Annotated in this window: 17 protein-coding genes and 3 pseudogenes; 5 read left to right on the top strand and 15 right to left on the bottom strand. The window is 36.4% G+C overall.

Annotation, left to right across the window (positions count from 1 at the left end):
- Window positions 1-46 precede the first annotated feature (46 nt).
- From RHABOEDO_RS03840 to RHABOEDO_RS03830, 3 genes are all read left to right on the top strand, one after another.
- Entirely contained in the window at window positions 47-532 is a 486-nt protein-coding gene (locus RHABOEDO_RS03840) for a hypothetical protein (protein WP_215217792.1), read from the top strand.
- Window positions 533-612: 80 nt separating this feature from the next.
- The gene (locus tag RHABOEDO_RS03835; RefSeq protein WP_215217793.1) at window positions 613-780 is read left to right on the top strand and encodes a hypothetical protein; all 168 of its coding nucleotides are present in this window, start codon (window positions 613-615) and stop codon (window positions 778-780) included.
- A gap of 24 nt (window positions 781-804) precedes the next feature.
- Window positions 805-1,818: an IS30 family transposase gene (locus RHABOEDO_RS03830; protein WP_215216525.1), complete on the top strand. Its 1,014-nt coding sequence runs from the start codon at window positions 805-807 to the stop codon at window positions 1,816-1,818.
- Between the two features lie 186 nt (window positions 1,819-2,004).
- Here RHABOEDO_RS03830 and RHABOEDO_RS03825 read toward each other — a convergent pair.
- The 6 genes and pseudogenes from RHABOEDO_RS03825 to RHABOEDO_RS03805 all read right to left on the bottom strand — a co-directional run.
- Window positions 2,005-2,427 (bottom strand): annotated as a pseudogene (locus RHABOEDO_RS03825) (helix-turn-helix domain-containing protein); the annotation flags it as partial.
- A gap of 278 nt (window positions 2,428-2,705) precedes the next feature.
- Window positions 2,706-2,810, bottom strand: a pseudogene (locus RHABOEDO_RS10745) (IS5/IS1182 family transposase); the annotation flags it as partial.
- A gap of 177 nt (window positions 2,811-2,987) precedes the next feature.
- Entirely contained in the window at window positions 2,988-4,001 is a 1,014-nt protein-coding gene (locus RHABOEDO_RS03820; RefSeq protein WP_215216525.1) for an IS30 family transposase, read from the bottom strand.
- 186 nt (window positions 4,002-4,187) lie between these two features.
- Window positions 4,188-5,390: an SH3 domain-containing protein gene (locus RHABOEDO_RS03815; RefSeq protein WP_220017792.1), complete on the bottom strand. Its 1,203-nt coding sequence runs from the start codon at window positions 5,388-5,390 to the stop codon at window positions 4,188-4,190.
- A gap of 140 nt (window positions 5,391-5,530) precedes the next feature.
- Window positions 5,531-6,324: pseudogene (locus RHABOEDO_RS03810) on the bottom strand (IS5 family transposase).
- A 64-nt stretch (window positions 6,325-6,388) separates the two neighbouring features.
- Window positions 6,389-7,168 (bottom strand): hypothetical protein, encoded by a 780-nt coding sequence (locus tag RHABOEDO_RS03805; protein ID WP_215217160.1) that lies wholly within the window; start codon window positions 7,166-7,168, stop codon window positions 6,389-6,391.
- Between the two features lie 204 nt (window positions 7,169-7,372).
- On the opposite strand from RHABOEDO_RS03805, the gene RHABOEDO_RS03800 reads away from it, so the two are divergent.
- Window positions 7,373-8,683, top strand: a complete 1,311-nt coding sequence (locus RHABOEDO_RS03800; protein ID WP_215217161.1) for a PhoH family protein — start codon at window positions 7,373-7,375, stop codon at window positions 8,681-8,683.
- Between the two features lie 548 nt (window positions 8,684-9,231).
- Here the strand turns inward: RHABOEDO_RS03800 and RHABOEDO_RS03795 are convergent.
- The 7 genes from RHABOEDO_RS03795 to RHABOEDO_RS03765 form a co-directional block, all read right to left on the bottom strand.
- On the bottom strand, window positions 9,232-10,320 hold the full coding sequence (locus RHABOEDO_RS03795; protein ID WP_215217162.1) for a hypothetical protein: 1,089 nt from the start codon (window positions 10,318-10,320) through the stop codon (window positions 9,232-9,234).
- On the bottom strand, window positions 10,317-11,561 hold the full coding sequence (gene mtaB / locus RHABOEDO_RS03790; protein WP_215217163.1) for a tRNA (N(6)-L-threonylcarbamoyladenosine(37)-C(2))-methylthiotransferase MtaB: 1,245 nt from the start codon (window positions 11,559-11,561) through the stop codon (window positions 10,317-10,319). Before mtaB ends, RHABOEDO_RS03795 begins: the two co-directional genes overlap by 4 nt.
- Window positions 11,562-11,638: 77 nt before the next feature.
- The gene (gene radC / locus RHABOEDO_RS03785; protein ID WP_215217164.1) at window positions 11,639-12,331 is read right to left on the bottom strand and encodes a RadC family protein; all 693 of its coding nucleotides are present in this window, start codon (window positions 12,329-12,331) and stop codon (window positions 11,639-11,641) included.
- Window positions 12,332-12,334: 3 nt separating this feature from the next.
- A complete protein-coding gene (hflX, locus tag RHABOEDO_RS03780; protein ID WP_215217165.1) occupies window positions 12,335-13,621 on the bottom strand; it encodes a GTPase HflX in 1,287 nt (428 codons plus the stop codon).
- Window positions 13,611-14,417: an MBL fold metallo-hydrolase gene (locus RHABOEDO_RS03775; RefSeq protein WP_215217166.1), complete on the bottom strand. Its 807-nt coding sequence runs from the start codon at window positions 14,415-14,417 to the stop codon at window positions 13,611-13,613. The genes hflX and RHABOEDO_RS03775 overlap by 11 nt, the downstream gene beginning before the upstream one ends.
- On the bottom strand, window positions 14,414-15,400 hold the full coding sequence (locus tag RHABOEDO_RS03770; protein ID WP_215217167.1) for an NAD(P)/FAD-dependent oxidoreductase: 987 nt from the start codon (window positions 15,398-15,400) through the stop codon (window positions 14,414-14,416). Before RHABOEDO_RS03770 ends, RHABOEDO_RS03775 begins: the two co-directional genes overlap by 4 nt.
- Window positions 15,401-15,402: 2 nt before the next feature.
- Complete coding sequence (locus tag RHABOEDO_RS03765) at window positions 15,403-16,239, bottom strand: hypothetical protein (RefSeq protein ID WP_220017791.1); 837 nt, start codon at window positions 16,237-16,239, stop codon at window positions 15,403-15,405.
- Between the two features lie 144 nt (window positions 16,240-16,383).
- On the opposite strand from RHABOEDO_RS03765, the gene RHABOEDO_RS03760 reads away from it, so the two are divergent.
- Entirely contained in the window at window positions 16,384-17,397 is a 1,014-nt protein-coding gene (locus RHABOEDO_RS03760; RefSeq protein ID WP_215216525.1) for an IS30 family transposase, read from the top strand.
- Between the two features lie 230 nt (window positions 17,398-17,627).
- Here RHABOEDO_RS03760 and RHABOEDO_RS03755 read toward each other — a convergent pair whose 3' ends face one another.
- Entirely contained in the window at window positions 17,628-17,924 is a 297-nt protein-coding gene (locus tag RHABOEDO_RS03755; RefSeq protein WP_220017790.1) for a transposase, read from the bottom strand.
- Window positions 17,878-18,660: an IS630 family transposase gene (locus RHABOEDO_RS03750; RefSeq protein ID WP_220017789.1), complete on the bottom strand. Its 783-nt coding sequence runs from the start codon at window positions 18,658-18,660 to the stop codon at window positions 17,878-17,880. The genes RHABOEDO_RS03755 and RHABOEDO_RS03750 overlap by 47 nt, the downstream gene beginning before the upstream one ends.
- Window positions 18,661-18,752: the final 92 nt, after the last annotated feature.

The following is an 18,752-nucleotide window of genomic DNA, read 5'->3' as shown; positions in this document are numbered from 1 at the left end:
AATAATATACATATGGAAAGATAACAATCTTTCAAGAGTTCTTATTATGACTATTACAAAAAAATGTATTTTGAGTTCTCATGCACTCTTTACTAAAAACCCTCAAGAACGTATCCTAAACGAACAAGAATCATCGCTTAATTTTAATCAGATCGAAGCCGAAGTCGATAAAATCCTCAAAGATCCCCACCCCTTTATTTATTTCTCACCTTTAGCAAGGTTTATAAATGAAGGAGATGCTAAATTTGAAGCTTTACTAAATAAAGCCGAGAAAAAACAAATACCTAATTCAGTTAAGGAATCACTTCCTCGGAGAAAAATAAAATATCACCTGCGTTACCAACCATATCGCTTCTTTCAAGAGGAAACTGATTCATCAGAACAAAAAAAACAACAGATTCTAGATCTTATTCATTCAGGCATTGCAAAAGCTGTAATCGAAAAAGAATACGGTATATGTACTAGAACTCTAAAAGAGTGGTGTAAGTTAAGCCCGTGGTCTGGTTGGAAGATCACAAGCCAAAAAAGATAAAGCTAATTAATGATTATTAATTGAATTTTTACTACTCTATTGCTTTTCTATTTTAGAGCTAACCTATAGGAAAGAAAACAATGTCTTCTTCTGTAAATCTTGTATCTTTAGGTCCTTCCAGTCAGTTTATTGATAATCCTGATGCTAAAAATAAAAAAATCATGGATTTTTTGTTTCGTAAAATTAGCGAGGTTTTTAATAAAGTCTTTTCAAGTTTGAAGTGCACAGAAGAATTAAAAAAAGAATAGGCAGGCGATGAAAGAATCTCTATTGTGATTTTTAACAATCAAACACAAGGAGAGACCTTGCCTAAAGGCTACCATCACCTAACCTATGACCAAAGATGTCAGATTTATATTTTAAAAGCTAGAGGAGATACATCTAGCTCAATAGCAAACATTCTAAAAGTTCATCATAGCACTATTAGTAGGGAACTTAAGAGAAATAAAGGGCAACGAGGATACCGTCATCAGCAAGCTCAAGAAAAAGCATTTCTTAGAAAAAATTCTCAGCCCAATAAAAAAATGACTCCTCAAATAGTTACCCGTATTGAAGAAAAAATCAAGTTGCAATGGAGCCCTATACAAATATCCGGATGGCTTAAAAGACATGGTAAAGAACATGTTAGTCATGAGACCATCTATAATCATATCTGGAAAGATAAACGACAGGGAGGACAGCTTTATAGAGAGCTCCGTCATCGAGGGAAAAAATATAACAAGCAGAGAAAGGGAGCTTCTGGAAGAGGGAACATGCCTGGTCGTATAGATATTAAGCAACGGCCTTGTATTGTAGAAAAAAAGACTCGTTTAGGAGACTGGGAACTAGATACAGTCATAGGGGCAGGACATAAAGGCGTAATTGTATCAATGGTAGAAAGAACTTCCAAGCTAACTAAGCTCGCCAAAGTTTCTCATAAAACTGCAGAGGAAGTAAGTCAAGCGTTAATTGAACAACTTAAACCTATCAAAGATTTTGTACACACATTAACAGCAGACAACGGAAAAGAATTTGCCTATCACCAAATGGTTAGTTTCGAGCTAGAGACAGACTTCTACTTTGCAACGCCCTACCATTCTTGGGAAAGAGGCTTAAATGAGCATACAAACGGACTAGTTAGGCAATATTTTCCTAAAACACAAAGCTTTTTAGATACGACTTCCAAGGATATAGAAAGGGTGGAAACTTTACTAAATAACAGACCTAGAAAGGCTCTCAACTTCGAAACTCCACTAGAAGTGTTTACGAGATTATCTACAAACATGCTATGCTCGGGTGCACAATAGATGTTTTTTCAAGTATTTATATGTTCTTTTTTGTGCACTTCAAGGTTGAAAGGGCCTAAGATAGATCGATCCAGGCAACCCATAGAACTTACCAAAGAACTTTTTATATCAAAGAAAAAAACCATTCAGGAAACAGAAAACATGCGCTTCTTTTTCTTCTTTAGCTTTTTCAAGCGCTCTTAATTAATCTTCTGTAAAGATCACTTGATCTTGAGCTGCTTTTGCTTCTAACGCCTTTAGTCTCTTCTTACATGTTTCTAGATCATGCCTTAGCCATATCGATCTGACCCCTCCAGGAGAAACAAGAATTCTCTTCTTTTTCATCTCATTGGAAACTCGGATCTGTCCATATGCAGGTTTTTCTATAGCAAATGCAAATACGCTAGTTTCTATTTTTTCTTCCACTCTATTTTTTGGGCAGGGTTTCCTTCTAGAGATTTCTTGTAATGCGGCTTCTCCGCCTTTTTCATAAAGCTCTTTGTATGTATAAAAGCTTTTTCTTGAATATCCCATGTGCTTACATGCTTGAGATACATTTCCTAGCGTTTTTGCTAATTTTAAAAGGCCTAGTTTATTTTTTATCACTTTTCTCTCTATTGCTATATTCATAAATTACCACTTTGGTTCTGCTTTTACAACCAAGGCATGATGCCTTAGTTGCAAAAGCTGTTTTTCTTTGCTATTTACCACTAAGTGTCAATTTAAGTCTTGTCTATTACACCTCATCATAGCCCAAGATTACACAAAGCCTATTCCGTTCAGAATAGTCTTTTTGGACGCTTTAATTTGTGTTCTAAGTCAGCTATCTGACTAGGGATCAGTTTTTTCATGCTCAACAGCTTAACACAAAACAAATATTTTTCTATATGATTGAATCGGAACCACTATAGACCAACTATTCGTGGACGTGTTTTTTTGCGTGTAGACTCAAGTATTAGATGGATTTTGCTAAATTGGTTACGAGAGATATCGCTTGGATAAGAGCGGGTCATCATTGCTTCCAAATGTTTTGTGAAAACTATCTTTATGCCTTATTTAAAAGATTTCAAACAGACTCTTACAGTGAATCACAAAACCCCTTTTTTTACCCATTCAATTTTTTTAAATATTGGAGGCCCTTTCAACCTTGAAGTGCACAAAAAAGAACATATAAATACTTGAAAAAACATCTATTGTGCACCCGAGCATAGCATGTTTGTAGATAATCTCGTAAACACTTCTAGTGGAGTTTCGAAGTTGAGAGCCTTTCTAGGTCTGTTATTTAGTAAAGTTTCCACCCTTTCTATATCCTTGGAAGTCGTATCTAAAAAGCTTTGTGTTTTAGGAAAATATTGCCTAACTAGTCCGTTTGTATGCTCATTTAAGCCTCTTTCCCAAGAATGGTAGGGCGTTGCAAAGTAGAAGTCTGTCTCTAGCTCGAAACTAACCATTTGGTGATAGGCAAATTCTTTTCCGTTGTCTGCTGTTAATGTGTGTACAAAATCTTTGATAGGTTTAAGTTGTTCAATTAACGCTTGACTTACTTCCTCTGCAGTTTTATGAGAAACTTTGGCGAGCTTAGTTAGCTTGGAAGTTCTTTCTACCATTGATACAATTACGCCTTTATGTCCTGCCCCTATGACTGTATCTAGTTCCCAGTCTCCTAAACGAGTCTTTTTTTCTACAATACAAGGCCGTTGCTTAATATCTATACGACCAGGCATGTTCCCTCTTCCAGAAGCTCCCTTTCTCTGCTTGTTATATTTTTTCCCTCGATGACGGAGCTCTCTATAAAGCTGTCCTCCCTGTCGTTTATCTTTCCAGATATGATTATAGATGGTCTCATGACTAACATGTTCTTTACCATGTCTTTTAAGCCATCCGGATATTTGTATAGGGCTCCATTGCAACTTGATTTTTTCTTCAATACGGGTAACTATTTGAGGAGTCATTTTTTTATTGGGCTGAGAATTTTTTCTAAGAAATGCTTTTTCTTGAGCTTGCTGATGACGGTATCCTCGTTGCCCTTTATTTCTCTTAAGTTCCCTACTAATAGTGCTATGATGAACTTTTAGAATGTTTGCTATTGAGCTAGATGTATCTCCTCTAGCTTTTAAAATATAAATCTGACATCTTTGGTCATAGGTTAGGTGATGGTAGCCTTTAGGCAAGGTCTCTCCTTGTGTTTGATTGTTAAAAATCACAATAGAGATTCTTTCATCGCCTGCCTATTCTTTTTTTAATTCTTCTGTGCACTTCAAACTTGAAAAGACTGGATATCAATTTACTGATTTTTATAATTTTGTCTGATAGGAATAGATCTTTTGTTAGTAAAACTTAAGTTTTATATCAAAAAAGGAGCTCGTATAAGCTCCTTTTATTTCTTGAGATTACTTAACGTCTAAAACAAAATAAGAAGGAAAAGCAAAGTTGTTGTTAGGGCGTGGCGTGGCAACAAGAGAAACCCTTTTGCCCACTAGATCCTGTAAATTGACAATGGTACTATATACATAGGCAACAGGAATATCTTTATCGCGTAGGATAAAATCACCGGGTTTGTTTTTAACAGCAGAGTTATAAGCCTCAACAATTCCGGAAACGACACTAGCCGTTATTTGTTGCTCTTTATAGTAGTCTTGCATATTTTTGTTGTAGTTCATATTGGTCCAAGTTAAGAAAAGAGCTTCTTCTACATGTTCCCACATCTTCATCTTATCGGTTTGGTTAGTACAAACAGTATTATCTGCATCAGCTCTACCATCTTCTGTATCAGAGAAAGTATCTTGGGTTTGCAGAGCTTCTAAGTATTGGATTCTTTTATGCAGATATTTTTCTTGAAAATCTACTAAAGCCTCTTTAGCTTGCTCAGAAACAGCAGCAATATCTTTATATTCATGGATTAATTCATTATAGGCATCTATTCGCTTTGTGAAGTCGATTTCATCTACATTTTTATGGAGGTCTGATTTTGCAAGTAGATTTGCGGAAGCTAGTTTTTGTTCTGCTGTAGCAACACGTAAATCGAATTGCTCTTTTACTTCGGGACCGCCTACATATTCTATATATTGCTTTGCAACATAAAATTGTACTTGTGGCGGACAATCAATTTTAAACCACTTTTGATCTTTAGAAGAAATCGAGGGATTGGTTACAGCATAGCCATGATCGAAGAAACCGGCACTAGGAGCATCAACACTTGGTTCTAAGCGAATATTGACGCGATTGCCTTCTATAAAATTGTCCAGTACATACTTACGAGAGACATATACTTTAAAATCTTTCTGAGGGGAGACCACCCAAAAATCTTCTTTTTCTCCATTAATGGATAAGAGCTCATCTGCTTGCATTTCTGCAACCACATCGCTTTCTAAACTTGGATTTAACCGTAATCGGACTTTTCTTCCTGTTACTTTACCGGTAAAAGGTTCAAATGATTCTTGCTGTGTTGAAAGGGAAATTGAGGGAGTTTCAGAATTTTGAACAGCTGGTAGAGAATCATTAAATACATCTTCTTGTGCAAATCCATCTGCAAAAAGTACATGGAAGGAAAAAACGCACAAGGATGCGCAAAAAAACTTAAAATACTTAGACATGCTACTACATTCCTCCTGATCATAATAATCTAGTCGTATTCTAGGAAGAATTGTTTTTTCATACCACAAATTTATCGAGTATGACAAAACATTTACAAGAAAATATATGATTTAAACTAATTTTAAGCTTAAGAGCCTGTTTAAAATCTTTTCAAAAGTAGAGCAATAAAAGCAAGAACCACCATGTTCAGGCTTGTATGTAGTTTTCTTTCCCAATTTTTCCATAGCCTGCGACATTTTTCTATCCACGCAAAAGAACGCTCTACAACCCATCTTTTGGGAATAACTGTAAAAGTATGAAGTGTATTTCTTTTGGCTATTTCTACTATACATTTTAATATCTCCTGCACACTCTTTGCAAATTTTTCTCCAGAATATCCTCCATCTGCTAAAACATCTTTTACACCGAACAAATGGTTTTTATGTAGTGAAAATGCTTCTATACACCCATTTCTGTCAGTGATATTAGCGGTGGTAATGTGAATCGCATGAGGAAGCCCTTGGGTATCGACTGCTATATGTCTTTTTATTCCTGATATTTTTTTCCCTGCATCATATCCTTATCTTTTCCGCTGTATCAGTATTTTTAACACTTTGAGCATCAATAATTACAAAGCTTGTTTTCTCTTTCCGACCACTGCTTTTTCTGACCTCGCCAACCCATTTTTTTTAAAACTATTTCAAGAGTACTCTTAGAATTTTTATCATCTTTTTTATTTCAAAGAGGGAAATAATAATAACATAATTCCCATTTAGGATATTCTATGGGTAACATACGCCACTGGCAACCACTTTTTAAAATGTACAAAATTCCACAAAAAATATCATATAGATGAACTCTTCGTGGACGTGTTTTTTTGCGTGTAGACTCAAGTATTAGATGGATTTTGCTAAATTGTTTACGAGAAATATCGCTTGGATAAGAGCGGGTCATAACTACCTCCAAAGGTTTTATGAAAACTATCATTATACCTTAATGAGAAGATTTTAAACAGGCTCTAAGCAATATCTACACTTAACACGGCATGAATATGTTTACAACGCATTTCTCCACAAGTACATCCGATAGGATCACCAATATATACGCTGTATTTTTCATTTGCATCAAAAGGGTTTGTTACAGCAAATAACTTATCACCTGTCTGCTCGATATCCCAAGTTTTGAATTTTAAATCTTTATCAGATACTTCTTCTTCAAGCTCTTCTGTTTTATTTTGAGCAAAACGACTGATTTGACAATAAGGGCAGTTACAATGAGGATGCTCTGGTTTAGTAAGCAAACCATTTAGCATGGATTCATCATCTAAAGATTTTAAAAAGGAAAAAATATGTTCTAAAATATCCTTAGAGAGAAGAGGGGCTTCTGTTAGTTGAGAGTTATGTTGGAGAAGCAAGTCTATTCCAGGTAATATTCCTTTAAAGGAAGCACTTAAGGTCTTTAAAAAGGTTGTAAGATTCTGGAAGGACTCAGAATCCTCAGCTAATTCAGAAGTATTGACGAGCTCAATCCCAGGAATGATTCCTAGCACTCCTTTTGGCAAAGTTCTTTTTTCTTTATTGCATAGAGATTGCTCTTGCTCTAAATATTTAGAGTGCATAGAAAAAATCTCTTCTAGAACACAAGGCGTCAAGTTGGGAATTTGTATACAAGTTCCATTAAGAAGAGCAATGCTAAGAATGGGCTTATTCTGCTGATTATCAACATATAAAGCAGCTACATTTTTCCAAGAGGTAGATATATAAGGGGGTATGTTTAGCATTTTCTGATTAATGTTCATAAATTTCTCCTTCAATTACAAAATCCATTATAAGCGATTTTCAAGTTCAGCGTCAAGAATTTAGCACTCGAAATGTCTAATTGCTGATCTTGTTTCATAAGATATTAATAATAAAATGCTTATAATTTAGTTAAAAAAATTAGGTTGAGTCTAGTAAAAGAGCACGCTATGCTGCACTTTAACCTGCACTAAAGGAGAAATCAAGTGGTTCGTAAAACATTTATCATAGATACCAATATTCTTTTACATGACCCTGATGCGATCATTAAATTTCATAATAATGATGTCGTAATCCCTCTTGCCGTTCTTGAGGAACTAGATGGAATGAAAAGATTTTCCGATGAATTGGGAAAGAATGCTCGTCATGTTTTACGTTATATCGATGGGTTAAAAAATGCTCATCCAGGTCAACTGGCGCAAGGAGTCTCTATTGAAAATGATATTTTAGTAAAAGTGCAAATGGATACAAAATTTGCAGATCGAGAAGCCTTTCCTTTTTCTTTGGATCGCAGTGCTCATAAAATTGTTTTCAGTGCTTTTAAACTAAAGGAGCAAGGTGTCCCGGTTTCTCTTATTTCTAAAGACTTTATTGTGCGCGTTAAAGCAGAAGCTGTAGGGATAGAATCACAAGACTATATTAACTTAAGATTTTCTTACGAAAATATCTATAAAGGGTATCGTAAATTAGACATGAGTAAGAAAAATCTAGATCTATTTTATAAAGATGGGGTCCTGCCAATTGATTTGCCTGATTTGTATCCCAATGAATATTGCTTGATTAGCTCAAAAGAGCAGTCATCTGCTGTGTGCAAATACAACTCTCAAAACAAACAGCTAGAACCTTTACTAAAGTTGCCAAGAGATATCTGGGGTGTCCATCCTCTGAATATAGAACAAAAATGTGCCTTAGATTTGCTGCTGCGCGATGATATCAAATTAGTAACCCTTATGGGTCCTGCAGGGACAGGAAAAACCCTTTTAGCTTTAGCCGTGGGTTTGAAAAAGATTTTTGATGATGGGAATCATAAAAAAATTCTCGTGAGTCGGCCCATTGTGCCATTAGGAAAAGATATTGGGTATCTTCCAGGTAGCAAAGAAGAAAAGCTCTATCATTGGATGCAGCCTATTTACGATAACTTAGAATTTTTATGTGAATCAACAGGCTCAGCGAATTCTGCTGAAACGCAAAAATGGATTATGGAAAGTAAAAAAATTGAAATGGAAGCGGTAACCTATATTCGTGGGCGCACGCTTCCCAATATGTATATTATCATCGATGAAGCACAAAATCTAACACCGCATGAGGTAAAAACCATTATCTCTCGCGCAGGTCAAGGGACAAAAGTGGTTTTAACCGGAGATCCTACTCAAATAGACAATCCTTATTTAGATAAAGACTCTAACGCTTTGACGTATACGGTAGGTAGATTTAAGGAACACCCTATTTACGGTCATATTTTCTTGGATCGCACAGAGCGCTCTGAATTAGCTGCTTTAGCTACAGAGATGTTATAAACCATCATTGAGCGATTTAATTGAGGTGTGTTGGTTATATAGGAGCTGGACCAACTAGGAATGCTAATGGCAGCAGCAGAAGCTGCTCGGCATGGCCTTTCTTGTCGAATTATCGATAAAGGTGAATCTTAGCAGAGCGCTCTAGAGCTGTTGGTATTCAAGCTCGAACTATGGAAATCTTTGGACAGCTAAACATTGCAAAGGATTTTTTAACTCAGAGGATTCAAATACAAGCAGCCGATCTAATTAGTCATTTTCAATTCCTTGCGTAAATTCCATTAAGCACATTTAAAGTGTTCTAGACAGAACTTGATTTGAAAAAATCTTGTTTATATTGGAGAGTTTAACCTACTCCGTTTAAGGAGCAACCCCTTTTTTGTGTGCAATTATGGCATGTATATTATGCCAGATCTCAGGTCATATTTGCGGGCTATTCTTTTTATCTGCTCCTAAAAAATTGTCCTGTACAGAGGGTTATGAGCACAAAAGAACTAGGCAAAAAACACAGGGTTAATTATAAAACCATAAACAAATGGGTAAAATTATACTCATCTCTCAAAACAGTCTAGCCAAGCTTTTAAGTGAGCAAGAACGGGGATTTGTAAAATTCCCTCTTTTGTCACCTGTAGCTTTTGCCCCTGATCTTTTCTGTGCACTCTCAAACGACAGCTGGAAATTCCCTTGGGGAGCTGGCATATAACAGGTCTTGTATTGCTTGTTTGCATGAACATACGACGTAGTCTTTTCTTAGACCATTCTATATCTATCCGATCTAACTTTGTCGTTTGTAATTGAATCAATCTACCACAGTGTAGCTCTGGAGGAACACAAGGTAAAATGGAAAAGAGGTTCTCTTCTTCCACAAAAAAGAGCCTTCTTAGTAATTTAGCACTTTGTAAAAGAAGAGCTATTGCAGGTAAGGTATTCTCTTCTGCATCAAGGATGCCTTGATAATCACTATCGAATAAGCGAGGAACAAATACCCCTTCAAAAGCGGCTAAGAATACCTTTTTAAAGGAGCTAATGATTTGTAGTTTTTCTTTTTTTTCAATGGCAGTCTGGCATTTATGAATGAGAGAGAACATCCCTAGATTGTTATCTTCATGAGCAATAGGGGAAACCCATTGGGAAAGAGCTAGCCAAAAAGGAAACAGTTCTTGTAGGTTAAAACGCCTTTGCATCAATTCCCAATCTTGAGCTTTATGAATACCTAAGTGTAATCTTTCTTGCAGGCCTTGAGATTCTTTTAAGCAAAATGGCACAGGAATAGAGAATGTTTGTTTTGGTTTCAACTGCGATAATGTGGTTTTGTATTGCAGGTGCAAAGTAAAAGAGGTTTTTTCACAAAGCAGCAGTAGTTCTGAGGCCTTATAGAAAAGAGAATAACGTATATATCCATCTAAAGCCCTACCAAACACACAAATTGAACCGGTTTCTAAATTCAATTCCGCTGTAAATGATTGAATAGGTCCTCGAATAAAAAGACGTATTTCTATGGGCTCAATGCGACTTTCTAAATCGGTAAATCGCAATAGAGTGGGAAACAGCTCCACTTTAAAATGGCTATTAGGTAAAAGAAAAATACTTCCCATTTTATGAGAGAAAGGACGCATACGATGCGCAATAGTGATATTCATACAATCCTTCCCAAGAGACCCTCAGGGGTGTTTTCATATAGTTGCATCTCTACAAGATCATTAGATTTAAGACCTTTATCTTGACTAATTACGTGCAGAAAATTTTCTGTATGACCACTGGAGACATCTTCTGCTTTCTCTATTAATACAGGAAGAGTAGACCCAACATATTTTTCTCTTAAAAAATACGCATGTTCTTCTGCTAAGCGCAAAACCTGTTGTTTTCTTGTGTTAACAACTGCTGAATCTATCCGGTTAGGATAAAGAACTGCTCTTGTTCGCGGGCGTGGACTATAGGGAAACATATGTACTTTTGCAAAACGCACGTAATCCATCATAGCTAGTGTATCTTGAAAATCCAGTTCGCTTTCACCTGGGAAACCAACTATGACATCGGTTGTGAAGGTAAAATCAGGGTTTGCGTTGCGTAGTCTATCTATTGTTTCTAAAAAAACTTCTCTGGTGTACTTACGATTCATGCGTTTTAAAATGGTATTTGATCCTGATTGCAAAACAACATGCATAGAAGCACAGGTGTGCTTGGAGTGTAAAACAGCACCTGCTAAATCCTCATCTATCTCATCGGGATCAATCGAAGAGATGCGCAGTCTTTGTATTCCTTCTATTGCATCGACTTGCCTGACCAGATCTGCTAAACGAATTTGCTTAGATTCAAAATCGCCAATATTAATTCCTGTTAAAACAATTTCTTTATATCCATTAGCAATTAATCCTTTTACTTCTTGCAAAATCTCTGTTACATCTCGAGAACGAGAGCGACCCCGTACATAAGGAATAATACAATAGGTACAAAAAGAGTTACATCCATCTTGGACTTTAACAAAGGCTCTGGTATGGGCTTCGAATTGACAGATTTTAAATTCCGGCATTTCTTGTTCTGGGAATACATAAGAGAGGAGATTTTCCTTATCTTTATTGGGCACAACACAATCTATCTCATCCATGCCCTGCAAGGCCTCTTTTGCGCTTTCCAGAAGGCATCCCGTAACAACAATCTTTGCATCAGGGTATTTGCGATGTAAATGGCGAATTTGATAGCGACTGGAGCTATCTGCTGATTCTGTAACGGTGCAAGTATTTATAATACACAAGTCTACCCGCTCTGCTCCTTTAGCCTCTTTATAGCCTAAAGTGAGCAATTGATCTTGATAAGCCTGTGATTCGTATTGATTAGTACGACAGCCTAAAGTGACAACTTTAAATTTTTTTTTCTGGTTCATATTATGGATAAAAGTATACTAAAACAAGCCTAAAAATAGATAGAAATAAAGAAAAGATAGCAATCTTTTAAAAAAGATTAATATTTTGAAAAGCTATTCATAACGCCTTGTTCTTTCAAAGAAACAAAACGATCTCTACCTATAATCAAATGGTCATCAATCTCAATGCCCATGATCTGACCAGATTGCATAAGAACTTTCGTCAATTCAATATCAGCATGAGATGGAGTGGGATCTCCGCTGGGGTGATTATGAGCTAAAATCATACTATGAGCCTTATAACGCACAGCAGGATAAAACACCTCTCTTGGGTGGATCAAAACCTGAGATAGCGTTCCAACCGCTACCTGTTCTCTATGAATTAAAAACCCACGCACATCTCGCAGAATGACTAATAAAATTTCTTGAGAATAATGACCGATTTCTCCTTTTGCTAAAAGATAGGCCTCTTCCACAGATTGAATGGAGTATTTTTTTAAAGACTGAGGACGACGACATTTCAATGCGATACCAAAAACCGCTTTTAGCTGAATTGCTTTAGCAAGTCCTATTCCTTTGAGTTCCATAAGCTCAATTACAGAAGCATCTAAAAGATATTCAAGACTACCAAATCGCACAATAAGTTCTTCTGATAAACTCAAAACCGATTTGCCTCGCGTTCCACTGCTTAAAACAATAGCTATGAGCTCTGCCAAAGAAAGAGAATCAATTCCATCTCGTAATAAACGCTCCCTCGGCCTCTCTTCTGCTGGGATTGCTTTTAAAGTCATAGATTAACCTAGTAAAAACGGTTGCAGGCGATGTTCTAAGGAAGCTGGTATTTCTAATTTCATTACAACATCATTTTCTTCATACTCACATTCAAGAACTCTTCCTAAACGCATCAATTCGCTAACAAGTGCATAATGGCTTTGTGGGATTTTGACCCGCACTGTTTTGCGTAAAAGAGCAATTTCGCGCATCATGCTATCGAGTAAGAGTTCAAAGCCCTCTCCTGTTTGAGCACAAATAGGCACGGTTTTCTGATATAAAATCCGAAATTTGGCTAATGTAGAGGGATTGGGAAATAGATCGATTTTATTCAACACGGTAATAATCGGCTTGTCTTCAGCTCCTAGCTCTTTTAAAACAACTAGGGTCTCCTCCGCCTGAGAAAAAGCCATTGGATGACTCACATCGATCAGATGCAATAAAATATCGGTGTGAATTGCCTCTTCTAATGTACTGCGAAAGGCTGCAACGAGTGTATGTGGAATCTTGCGAATAAATCCAACGGTATCGATCAATAAAATTGCCTGTTTATTAGGCAAAACAAATTTACGAGTTGTGGTATCCAGGGTTGCAAATAACTTATCCTCTACTAAAACATCAGCTTGAGTTAGCGCTCTAAGAAGTGTGGATTTACCTACATTTGTATAACCCACTATGGCAAATGTCGGTATTTGTGTGCGCATTCTCAATCCCCGTTGGGTATGACGCTGCTTAGCTACTTGGTCGATTTCTTGCTTTAACGAATCGATTTGACGTCGCAAAATCCGTCTATCAATTTCCAGTTGCTTTTCTCCTTCACCTTTTAAATACGCTCCACCCCCTGCACTTTGACGAGAAAGATGGGTCCATAAACGCTTCAAGCGAGGCATCTGGTATCTTGCTTTTGCAAGCTCGATTTGTAAACGTGCTTCTCTGGTTTGCGCTCTTTGTGCAAACACCTCAATAATTAATTCTGTGCGATCAATTACAGCTTTTTTTAATTGCTTTTCTAAATTACGTTGTTGATGAGGACTAATTTCATCATCAAACACCACTACATCCGCATTTAAATCAATCACCATTTGGGCTAGCTCTTCTACCTTACCCTTGCTCAAATAAGTTGCGGCATCTACCTTACGCAACATGCAGGCAAATATAGCGGTAACTTGCCAACCATAGGTTTCACAAAGACGTTCTAATTCACTTAAATAATCAATGCAAAGAGCCTTTTGTTGGCTATGAGAATAAACCCCTATAAGAATCGCTCTATGTGAATTTTTTAACTCCAGTGATGCTGGGTCAATTGTCATGTAGATCCTTTTTAGGTATTGTAAAAAAAATAACCATGCCATCATAGGCAAGCTCAAATCCAAACGGAAGCTTTATTTTACCATGCTCGAAATCATGAGATAAATGGGTGAAATACGTTTTTTTAGTCCTTATAAATGTAGAGAATTCCATGGCTTCTTCTATTCCAAAGTGCACCTCTGTAGCCTCTTTTTTATGCACACTTATCGCAAGGGTTTCTACTCCAATTAGCATGTCTATTACTTGATTAGAGTAATACCTTATATCAGACACATAGGCAAAATTCCCTATGCGAAAACCCGTTACTTGTATTTCTGCATGCAGATAGGAAAAGAAAACCCATTGAATCCCTTGGAAAAAAATAGAGCCGAATTCTTGAGGAAGCACACAGAAATCGAGTTGAGCTGTTACACTTTTTTCATTGTTGGTAGGCTGGAATAAATAGGGATAGCGTTGCTTTAGTTCTTTAAAAGTTAGCTCGGATAACAAACAAGGCGTTTTAGATTTATGCAAAAAATAATACGCTCTTAAATCATCCAATCCAGCAATGTGGTCTGAATGTGCATGAGAGATCAATACACCATCTATTTTTTCAATCCCCAATCGTAAAGCTTGCATACGAAAATCAGGGCCTACATCAATCACAAAATTCTTATCCGTTACTTGTATCAAACCAGAAGGACGCATCCTTTGATCTAGCGGATTAAGGGAATGACATATCGCACAATGACAACCAATCACAGGAGTTCCCATAGATCCACCGGTCCCCATAAATGTAAATTGCGCTTGTATGCTCATAGTCGATCTATTTTAAGTAATACATTAGTTCTTGAAAAGAAAGAGTTGTTGTTCCCTATTATTGCCTGCGCCAATTTTTCTCCGAAATAAGCATGATATAATAAACCTCTAGATCCCATAGCTGTAATTACCCACACCTTATTAGAGACTTTTGTTGCAATGGGAAGATAGTGTCCTTGACGCATCACTCTTATAGCAGAAGAGCAGTCTATAGGTTTTAGCTGCCAAATATCTGGATAAAAACTAGCCGCCTTAGTAAAAAGCACTTTTTGCGTATTCAATAGATTCACTGTTTCTGTTAAATCATGGCGCTCATACGTCGCACCCACATGGTAGATCCCGCACTTATGAGATGTTGCTATATAGCCTTTGCCCACAAGACTTCTCTCTATTTGTAAATTAAGGGGAATTTCACAAGTGAGAACCTGTCCTTTGATAAAACTCAATTTTAATTGCACAAATTCTGAGAAATCACGAATAGAGGCTCCTGCTGCAACAACTATTTGATCAAAGGTTTTTAGCTGTTCTAACTCTGTAATTTTCTCTGCAATAAACTGGCCGCCTTTTTCTATAATAGCTAGTCGCATTCCTTGCAGGTAACGTTTACAAAATACCGTCTTTCCCGATTTGATCAAGAAATGATCATTGCCTAAATCTACGACATCTTTAAAAACCACGCAGTGATTTTTATAGGCCTTCCTTTGTTTTTCATTTTGAGCAATGCGAATAATACCTTCTCTATAGAGTTCTTTCTTTAAGCTTCTTTTTGCTACGTGTAGCAAATCTTCTGTCTTTTGCATAGCTTCGGTTGCAAAAAGCGATCTTTGCGCCTCTTCACCTACATAAGGGTGGAGTAAACCTGCTGCTACAAATGATGCTCCCCCTGAAAAAGGATCAAATACAACTACTTGATTCTTTAGATTCAGCAAATTCCAAGCTACTGCTAATCCAGAAAAACCAGCACCTATAATTGCAATCCGCATAACTATCTTTTTTGCATCATTAAAATATGCGATTCTGCAGCAAATTGAAAAAAGAATACCACACCCGGCGCCAAAAGAATAGAAACCGGTAGCATGATCAATACCAAATCTAAGGGGTTAGCTGATGAAAGGTAGAATGCATGGGTCATATTCAGCGAGATCATGAGCAGTCCTAAAATACACCCTACTGGAATGACTGAGATGATAAACAATACAAAATTAGTAAGTAAAGAATTACTTATTCTACTCAGCATGCATTTAATCCATTCTTTTGGCAAACAATCCCTTAAAGCTACAATTGGCGTTAAAAAGAAAAATAAGAACAAAAATAGAACAACTAAAAGAACCATACTCAAAAACAGTAAAAAAGGACCAAATGATAGAAAAACCCCTAAAGCCCAACCTACCTTAGGTAGTGCTTTAATCAAATAAAACAAACCAAGGACTGTCCATAGGATTAAATACCCTATTATTAAAGGCATTCCTAGGTAAGCAATTTCAACCATCACCCTTTTGGATAAAGAAAAGGTTTTTTGATAGTTCATTTTTTTCTCTTTAATCTCATCATGATAAAGACGGATTAACAAAACTCCAAGAGCTAGCCCTAATATACCCATAGAAAAAAATGGCAGGAAATTCCAATTGAGCATCAACCAATCTTGTGTTTGTAATCCTAATGACTTGCAAAGAAGCAGACCAAATCCACAACACCACAATATCACAAATACAAATAACAGCTTTTTTATCGAAAAGCTCAGTCGCAATGCTCGATTAAAAGAAAATTCTATATCATTCCAGTTCATAGGCAAAATGTAGTAAAATAAAGCTAATGATAGCACCAAAGCTTAAATGTTAACTAGTTCTAAAGGAGAAAAAATAAAAACTATAACCAATGGTTTCTTAAAAATGTACAAGTCTTTTCAAGTTTGAAGTGCACAGAAGAATTAAAAAAAGAATAGGCAGGCGATGAAAGAATCTCTATTGTGATTTTTAACAATCAAACACAAGGAGAGACCTTGCCTAAAGGCTACCATCACCTAACCTATGACCAAAGATGTCAGATTTATATTTTAAAAGCTAGAGGAGATACATCTAGCTCAATAGCAAACATTCTAAAAGTTCATCATAGCACTATTAGTAGGGAACTTAAGAGAAATAAAGGGCAACGAGGATACCGTCATCAGCAAGCTCAAGAAAAAGCATTTCTTAGAAAAAATTCTCAGCCCAATAAAAAAATGACTCCTCAAATAGTTACCCGTATTGAAGAAAAAATCAAGTTGCAATGGAGCCCTATACAAATATCCGGATGGCTTAAAAGACATGGTAAAGAACATGTTAGTCATGAGACCATCTATAATCATATCTGGAAAGATAAACGACAGGGAGGACAGCTTTATAGAGAGCTCCGTCATCGAGGGAAAAAATATAACAAGCAGAGAAAGGGAGCTTCTGGAAGAGGGAACATGCCTGGTCGTATAGATATTAAGCAACGGCCTTGTATTGTAGAAAAAAAGACTCGTTTAGGAGACTGGGAACTAGATACAGTCATAGGGGCAGGACATAAAGGCGTAATTGTATCAATGGTAGAAAGAACTTCCAAGCTAACTAAGCTCGCCAAAGTTTCTCATAAAACTGCAGAGGAAGTAAGTCAAGCGTTAATTGAACAACTTAAACCTATCAAAGATTTTGTACACACATTAACAGCAGACAACGGAAAAGAATTTGCCTATCACCAAATGGTTAGTTTCGAGCTAGAGACAGACTTCTACTTTGCAACGCCCTACCATTCTTGGGAAAGAGGCTTAAATGAGCATACAAACGGACTAGTTAGGCAATATTTTCCTAAAACACAAAGCTTTTTAGATACGACTTCCAAGGATATAGAAAGGGTGGAAACTTTACTAAATAACAGACCTAGAAAGGCTCTCAACTTCGAAACTCCACTAGAAGTGTTTACGAGATTATCTACAAACATGCTATGCTCGGGTGCACAATAGATGTTTTTTCAAGTATTTATATGTTCTTTTTTGTGCACTTCAAGGTTGAAAGGGCCACAAAACCCCACAAAAAATATCATATATAGTGATTCCGATTCAATCGTATATAGTAGTGCCAGTTCAAAAGGCTAGCTTAATAAGTTTCAAGTCAATGACTTGAAACTTATTGTTAATCCTATATTTTTCTATGTGATTGAATCGAAACCACTATATACTCGTTTGTTTTTAAATTAAGATTTAACTAAGCAAAATTTCCTAGATAAAAGAGGTTGCAGTTCTTCCCGATATTTAGGAATATTTTCAAAAAAAGCACAAATTGCCTTCTTAAAATCTAAGAATTTTTCATAATATCGATTATTGCGGACTTTTTTATTCATGAATCGCCAAAGGCGTTCAATCAGATTGAGATCGGGAGAATAAGGAGGCAAGAATTTGATTTCTACTCTGGATGTTTTTAGGTAATTTGCAACGATTTTTGACCTAATAGTAGGCAGCGTTATCGCATATAACCACGATTCTTTGTGCAAAAGGATACTTTTCTTCCAATTTTTTAAACAAATCAAGAGTAGATTGCGCATTGATAGAGTCTGAAAAAAGAGTTGTAACTTCTAAGCGCTTTACATCTAAGGCTCCATTGATATTGATACGTTTACGTCCTGTATTTGTTAGCAATATAGCCTTAGATCCTTTTTCATACCATCCATAAGAGGGTTTGGAATTGTGTTGAGGATGAACCCCATCTAAATAAAGCAGTTGATCTGTTTGAGCGAGTTCTTTTTCTAGATTTTGCAATTCTTGTGAAAAAAGCTCTTTAGCTTCCTCATTCACTTTTCCAGGAATCAGCTTAGGCTTTTTATAGGTAAAGTTTAACCGATGCAATAAAGAAACCATAGCTGATGGTGTATAACATATTCCAAAGTGGTCTTTGGCAAAATTGACAACTTGTTTAGCTGAACTGGGAGCTTCTTCTTTTACATAGATTTTTAGTTGTTTAAGTTGGCCTTGATTGAGCCGGCATGCCTTTCCTGCATAGTTCAAATTCAGCAATGCTTCTTTGCCACCTTCTAAATAAGTTTTATAGTAACGCCTTATCGTATCCTCATCTAGGAGTAAAGCATGTGCTACTTGTGGGTATGTCCACCCTTCATCTAACAATAAAATAGATTTGATTCTATCGCATAGCCTTTTATCCCGTTCATGGCGATGACGAGCCTTGAGGATGTCTTTTTGGTTTCTTGTTAAAAAGTTCGCTTCAGGTTGCATAGATGTAAGATTTATAACTCAATCAATGAGAAAAATTCAATGAATTTAGTGTTTGAAAAGTCTTTTTTCTAATGCATTTCAGTATATAGTGG

This window comes from Candidatus Rhabdochlamydia oedothoracis (assembly GCF_019453995.1).
Lineage (GTDB): Bacteria > Chlamydiota > Chlamydiia > Chlamydiales > Rhabdochlamydiaceae > Rhabdochlamydia > Rhabdochlamydia oedothoracis.
The sequence above is the reverse complement of the archived record's forward strand: the minus strand, read 5'-3'. Positions and strand labels throughout refer to the sequence as shown.

Excerpts from the sequence above, each read along its gene's own strand:
- RHABOEDO_RS03840 (WP_215217792.1), top strand. The coding sequence starts at position 47 with ATGACTATTACAAAAAAATGTATTTTGAGTTCTCATGCACTCTTTACT.
- RHABOEDO_RS03835 (WP_215217793.1), top strand. The coding sequence starts at position 613 with ATGTCTTCTTCTGTAAATCTTGTATCTTTAGGTCCTTCCAGTCAGTTT.
- RHABOEDO_RS03815 (WP_220017792.1), bottom strand. The coding sequence starts at position 5,390 with ATGTCTAAGTATTTTAAGTTTTTTTGCGCATCCTTGTGCGTTTTTTCC.
- RHABOEDO_RS03805 (WP_215217160.1), bottom strand. The coding sequence starts at position 7,168 with ATGAACATTAATCAGAAAATGCTAAACATACCCCCTTATATATCTACC.
- RHABOEDO_RS03795 (WP_215217162.1), bottom strand. The coding sequence starts at position 10,320 with ATGAATATCACTATTGCGCATCGTATGCGTCCTTTCTCTCATAAAATG.
- mtaB (WP_215217163.1), bottom strand. The coding sequence starts at position 11,561 with ATGAACCAGAAAAAAAAATTTAAAGTTGTCACTTTAGGCTGTCGTACT.
- radC (WP_215217164.1), bottom strand. The coding sequence starts at position 12,331 with ATGACTTTAAAAGCAATCCCAGCAGAAGAGAGGCCGAGGGAGCGTTTA.
- hflX (WP_215217165.1), bottom strand. The coding sequence starts at position 13,621 with ATGACAATTGACCCAGCATCACTGGAGTTAAAAAATTCACATAGAGCG.
- RHABOEDO_RS03775 (WP_215217166.1), bottom strand. The coding sequence starts at position 14,417 with ATGAGCATACAAGCGCAATTTACATTTATGGGGACCGGTGGATCTATG.
- RHABOEDO_RS03770 (WP_215217167.1), bottom strand. The coding sequence starts at position 15,400 with ATGCGGATTGCAATTATAGGTGCTGGTTTTTCTGGATTAGCAGTAGCT.
- RHABOEDO_RS03750 (WP_220017789.1), bottom strand. The coding sequence starts at position 18,660 with ATGCAACCTGAAGCGAACTTTTTAACAAGAAACCAAAAAGACATCCTC.